General features: G+C 74.6%; 5 protein-coding genes. 1 reads left to right on the top strand and 4 read right to left on the bottom strand.

Annotation, left to right across the window (positions count from 1 at the left end; all coding sequences use genetic code 11):
* On the top strand, positions 1–324 hold a 324-nt coding region (locus AC0CYZ_RS25265; protein WP_472220465.1), incomplete at its 5' end, for a GNAT family N-acetyltransferase.
* On the opposite strand, the gene AC0CYZ_RS25260 is transcribed toward AC0CYZ_RS25265, so the two are convergent.
* The 4 genes from AC0CYZ_RS25260 to AC0CYZ_RS25245 all read right to left on the bottom strand — a co-directional run.
* On the bottom strand, positions 311–1,177 hold the full coding sequence (locus tag AC0CYZ_RS25260; RefSeq protein WP_472220463.1) for an HTD2 family dehydratase: 867 nt from the start codon (positions 1,175–1,177) through the stop codon (positions 311–313). The genes AC0CYZ_RS25265 and AC0CYZ_RS25260 overlap by 14 nt on opposite strands.
* Positions 1,178–1,209: 32 nt before the next feature.
* Positions 1,210–1,515, bottom strand: a complete 306-nt coding sequence (locus AC0CYZ_RS25255) for a hypothetical protein (protein WP_472220462.1) — start codon at positions 1,513–1,515, stop codon at positions 1,210–1,212.
* A complete protein-coding gene (gene rsmD / locus AC0CYZ_RS25250) occupies positions 1,512–2,063 on the bottom strand; it encodes a 16S rRNA (guanine(966)-N(2))-methyltransferase RsmD (RefSeq protein WP_472220460.1) in 552 nt (183 codons plus the stop codon). Before rsmD ends, AC0CYZ_RS25255 begins: the two co-directional genes overlap by 4 nt.
* Positions 2,060–4,982 (bottom strand): pyruvate carboxylase (locus AC0CYZ_RS25245; protein WP_472220458.1); only part of this gene is annotated, 2,923 nt, incomplete at its 5' end. The genes AC0CYZ_RS25245 and rsmD, both read right to left, overlap by 4 nt.

Here is a 4,982-nt window from a genome sequence, read left to right as displayed (position 1 = left end):
GGCACCGTCCGGACGTCGTCGTGGCTCGCCCGCGCCGAGCAGGGCCGCGGTCTGGGGCGCCGGGTCCGGCTCATGGTCCTCGAGCTCGCGTTCTCCCACCTCGGGGCGGTCCGGGCCGTCACCGGTGCCACGGTGGGCAACGCCGCCTCGCTCCGGGTCAGCGCCCGGGTGGGCTACCGGGAGACCCATCGCGCGACCGGCGCCCACGACGGCGTCGTCGAGATCCACCTCGCCGTCACCCCGGGCGTGTGGCGCCGGCGGCGGCTCGACGACGTCGTCGTCGACGGGGTCCCGGCCTTCCTCGACGCGATCAGGCCAGCGTGATCGTGCCGGCCACCGACGCCGGGAGGCCGGCCGTGCCGGCGCCGACCGTGAGCCCGGTCGTGCCCGGCTCGCCGTCGTGGTCGGCGACGAGCCGGTGGCCGGCGAACGCGGGTCGCGAGAGTCGGTAGTCGAAGGCCGTGACCGCGCGGTCCGAGCGGTGCCGGCGCGGGATCTCCAGCAGCATCAGCGCGAGCAGGGGCCCGTGGACGACGAGGCCGGGGTAGCCCTCGACCGCGGTGACGTACGGGTGGTCGTAGTGGATGCGGTGCGTGTTGTAGGTCAGAGCCGAGAACCGGAACAGCAGGGTCGCGTCGGGCACGAGCGTGACCTCCTCCCCGCTCGTCGCGGGCACCTCGTCCGACGGCGTGTCGAACCCCAGGCCGCGCGCCTGCCCGGGGGCCTGCGAGCGGTAGACGATGTCGGTCTCCTCGGTGACGGCGGCGTCGCCTTCGTCGTCGAGGAACTCGTCGCGCACCGACACCAGCAGCATGTCGCCGCTGCGCCCGTGCTTGACGGCGGCACGGACCAGCGACGAGCGCCGGGTCAGCGTCTCCCCGACCCGCATCGGCCGCGTCACGCGCAGCCGGCCGCCGGCCATCATGCGGCGGCGCTGGGCCAGCGGCGGCAGGAAGTGGCCGGCCTCGAGGTGGCCGTCGTCGCCGAGCTCGTCCTGGCGTGGGTGCTCGAGGAACCCGAACCAGTGCCACATCGGCGGCAGCGGGTCGCCCTCGGCCGCGACCGGGTCGAGGTCGAAGAGCCCGGACACGGCGGCGACCGCCCACTCGGTCGTCGTCCCCGTCGTGGTCACCGGCTCCGGGTCCCAGCCCCGGATCGAGTCCTCGAGATCGGTCACGCGCGCATGATGCTCTCCCGCCACCCGGGGCGTCAGGCCTTGGCCGGCTTCCCCCGCCAGGTGAGCGACTGCGCGTCGAGGGCGGCCACCACCGGACCCCCCTCGCGCAGCATGCGCTCCCCCTGCTCGACGGCGTGCGCGAGCTGCGCGTGGTCGAGCTTCCGGAACGCGGCGCCCCGTCCTCGGCCGAGGACGTCGTACCAGCAGCCGCCCACCGCGTCGTCGAGCAGCACCCGACCGAAGCAGTGGTCGTTCCGGATCACCCAGCCCTCCCGGCGGGCCGCGGCGGGGAGCTCGTCGCGCACCAGCGCCAGGTAGCGCTCCTCGAGGTCGCTCACGCCTCCGGCGTACCCGCCAGGTGCAGTGTCGTCTCCCCGTAGACCCGCGGTTCCTCGGGGACGAGCCCGTCGGGCCAGGCCGGGGTCCGGGTCCGGGAGTCCCGTTCGACGACGACGAGCGCACCCGCGGCGAGCCACGGCGGGAGCGCGGCCAGCACGGCGTCGACCTCGTCCTCCGTCCCCGCGTAGGGCGGGTCGACGAACACCAGGTCGACGGTGTCGGTGGGGCGTCGCAGGAACGTCGTGACGGCGGCGCGACGCACGTGGGCGCCGGTCAGGCCCGTGGTGCGCGCGTTGGTCCGGACGACCCCGCAGGCCCGGGGGTCGCGCTCGACGAGCGTCGCGGTCAGCGCCCCGCGCGAGAGCGCCTCCAGCCCGAGCGCCCCGGACCCGGCGTAGAGGTCGAGCACCACGGCGTCCTCGAGCACCCCGCGGGCCGCCAGCAGGGAGAACAGCGCCTCGCGGACCCGGTCCGACGTCGGCCGCACCCCGACCGGCGGCACCGCGATCCGCTGCCCGCCCGCCGTCCCGGCGACGATCCTGCTCACGGCGCCAGCACGACGACGAGGTCACCGCCCTCGACCTGTTGGACTGCCCCGATCGCCAGCCTCGCGACCGTCCCGCCCGCCGGGGCCGTGATCGCGGCCTCCATCTTCATGGCCTCGATGGTGCCGACCGTCCCGCCGGCCGGGACGTGGTCGCCCTCGGCCACGGCCAGCGTGACCACCCCGGCGAACGGCGCGGCGACGTGGGACGGGTCGGCGCGGTCGGCCTTCTCGGCGGCCTTGACGTCGGTGGTGACGGACCGGTCGCGCACCTGCACCGGTCGCAGCTGCCCGTTGAGCGACATCAGCGCGGTGCGCAGGCCGCGCTCGTCGGGCTCGGAGATCGCCTCGAGCGCGATGAGCAGCTGGACGCCGGGCTCCAGGTCGACCGCGTACTCCACCTCGGGGCGCAGCCCGTAGAAGAACTCCTGGCTGCGGAGCACCGAGGTGTCGCCGTAGGCACTGCGGTGCTCGCGGAAGTCCCTGGTCGGGCCCGGGAAGAGCAGCTCGTTCAGCATCGCGGCGCGGTCGGTCTCGAGCCCCTTGCGCTCGTCGTCGGTCAGCTCGGCGGGCCCGGGCTTCTCGGCCCGGCCCGCGAGGGCCTTCGAGCGCAGCGGCTCGGGCCAGCCGCCGGGCGGGTCGCCGAGCTCCCCGCGCAGGAACCCGATCACCGAGTCGGGGATGTCGTAGCGCGACGGGTCGGCCTCGAAGGCGGCCGGATCGACGCCGGCGCCGACGAAGTGCAGCGCGAGGTCACCGACCACCTTCGACGACGGCGTCACCTTCACCAGGTGCCCGAGCATCCGGTCCGCGGCCGCGTAGGCGTCCTCGACGGCCTCGAAGCGGTCGCCCAGGCCCAGCGCGACGGCCTGCTGGCGCAGGTTGGACAGCTGGCCGCCGGGGATCTCGTGGGTGTAGACGCGGCCGGTGGGGCTGGTGAGTCCCGCCTCGAACGGCGCGTAGACCTTCCGCACCAGCTCCCAGTAGGGCTCCAGGGCGTTGACGGCCTCGAGGCCCAGCCCCGTCGTCCGGTCGCTGTGGTCGGTCGCCGCCACGAGCGCGGAGAGCGAGGGCTGGCTGGTGGTGCCCGACATCGAGGCGACCGCCGCGTCGACGGCGTCCACCCCCGACTCGATGGCGGCGGTCAGCGTGGCCAGCTGCCCGCCCGCGGTGTCGTGGGTGTGCAGGTGCACCGGGAGGTCGAAGCGCTCGCGCAGGGCCGTGACGAGCGTCCGGGCGGCCGGCGGGCGCAGCAGCCCGGCCATGTCCTTGATCGCCAGGACGTGGGCGCCCGCGTCGACGATCTGCTCGGCCAGGTGCAGGTAGTAGTCGAGGGTGTAGAGCCGCTCGGCCGGGTCGCAGAGGTCGCCGGTGTAGCAGAGCGCGACCTCGGCGACGGCTCCGCCGGACCGGCGCACGGCCTCGATCGCCGGGCGCATCTGCGCGACGTCGTTGAGCGCGTCGAAGATCCGGAAGACGTCGATCCCGACGCGGGCCGCCTCCGCGACGAAGGCGTCGGTCACCTCGGTGGGGTAGGGCGTGTAGCCGACGGTGTTGCGTCCGCGCAGCAGCATCTGCAGGCACAGGTTCGGGACCGCCTCGCGCAGCCGGGCCAGCCGCTCCCACGGGTCCTCGGCGAGGAAGCGCAGCGCCACGTCGTAGGTCGCCCCGCCCCAGCACTCGAGCGAGAGCAGTTCCGGGCAGGTCCGCGCGACGTAGGGGGCGATCTCGACCAGGTCCCGGGTGCGCACCCGGGTCGCGAGCAGGGACTGGTGGGCGTCGCGGAACGTCGTGTCGGTGACCAGCACCCCGGTCTGCGCGCGCAACCACGCCGCGAAGCCCTCCGGGCCCAGCTCGCCGAGGCGCTGCCGGGAGCCGGGCGGGGGCTCGGTCGACAGGTCGGTGCCGTGCGGCACCTTCTCCCGCGGGTCGGCGAGGGCGGGCCGGGAGCCGTGCGGCTTGTTGACCGTGACGTCGGCGAGGTAGCTCATCAGGCGGGTGCCGCGGTCGGCCGGGGCGCGCGCGGAGAGCAGCGCCGGGTGGTCGGCGATGAAGCTCGTCGTCACCCGTCCCTCGCGGAAGTCGGGCTCGTCGAGCAGGGCCATGAGGAACGGGATGTTCGTCGAGACCCCGCGGACCCGGAACTCCGCCAGCGCGCGACGGGCGCGCCGGACCGCCGTCGTGAAGTCCCGGCCGCGGCAGGTGACCTTGACCAGCAGCGAGTCGAAGTGGGCGCTGACCTGGGCGCCCGCGTACGCGGTGCCGCCGTCGAGGCGCACGCCGGAGCCGGACGCCGACCGGTAGGCCGAGATCACCCCGGTGTCGGGGCGGAACTCGTTGGCCGGGTCCTCGGTGGTGATGCGGCACTGCAGCGCGAACCCGTGCAGTGCGACCGCGTCCTGCGAGAGGCCGAGGTCGGCGAGGGTGTCCCCCGACGCGATGCGCATCTGGGCGGCGACGAGGTCGACGTCGGCGACCTCCTCGGTGACGGTGTGCTCGACCTGGATGCGCGGGTTCATCTCGATGAAGTGGTGCTGCCCGTCGCGGTCGAGCAGGAACTCGACGGTGCCCGCGTTGACGTAGCCGATCGCCGTCGCGAACCTCACCGCGTCGGCGCAGATCCGCGCGCGGAGCTCCTCCGGGAGGTGGGGCGCCGGCGCGATCTCGACGACCTTCTGGTGGCGGCGCTGCACCGAGCAGTCGCGTTCGAAGAGGTGCATCACGTGACCCGACGCGTCGGAGAGGATCTGCACCTCGATGTGCCGCGGGTCGATCACCGCCTTCTCGAGGATCACCGTGGCGTCGCCGAACGCCGAGGACGCCTCGTGCATCGCGGCCTGCAGCGCCTCCCGCAGCCGGCTCTGCTCGCGGACCAGACGCATCCCGCGCCCGCCGCCGCCCGCCACGGCCTTGACGAACAGC

It is taken from the genome of Actinomycetospora sp. (assembly GCF_055612215.1).
The sequence above is the reverse complement of the archived record's forward strand: the minus strand, read 5'-3'. Positions and strand labels throughout refer to the sequence as shown.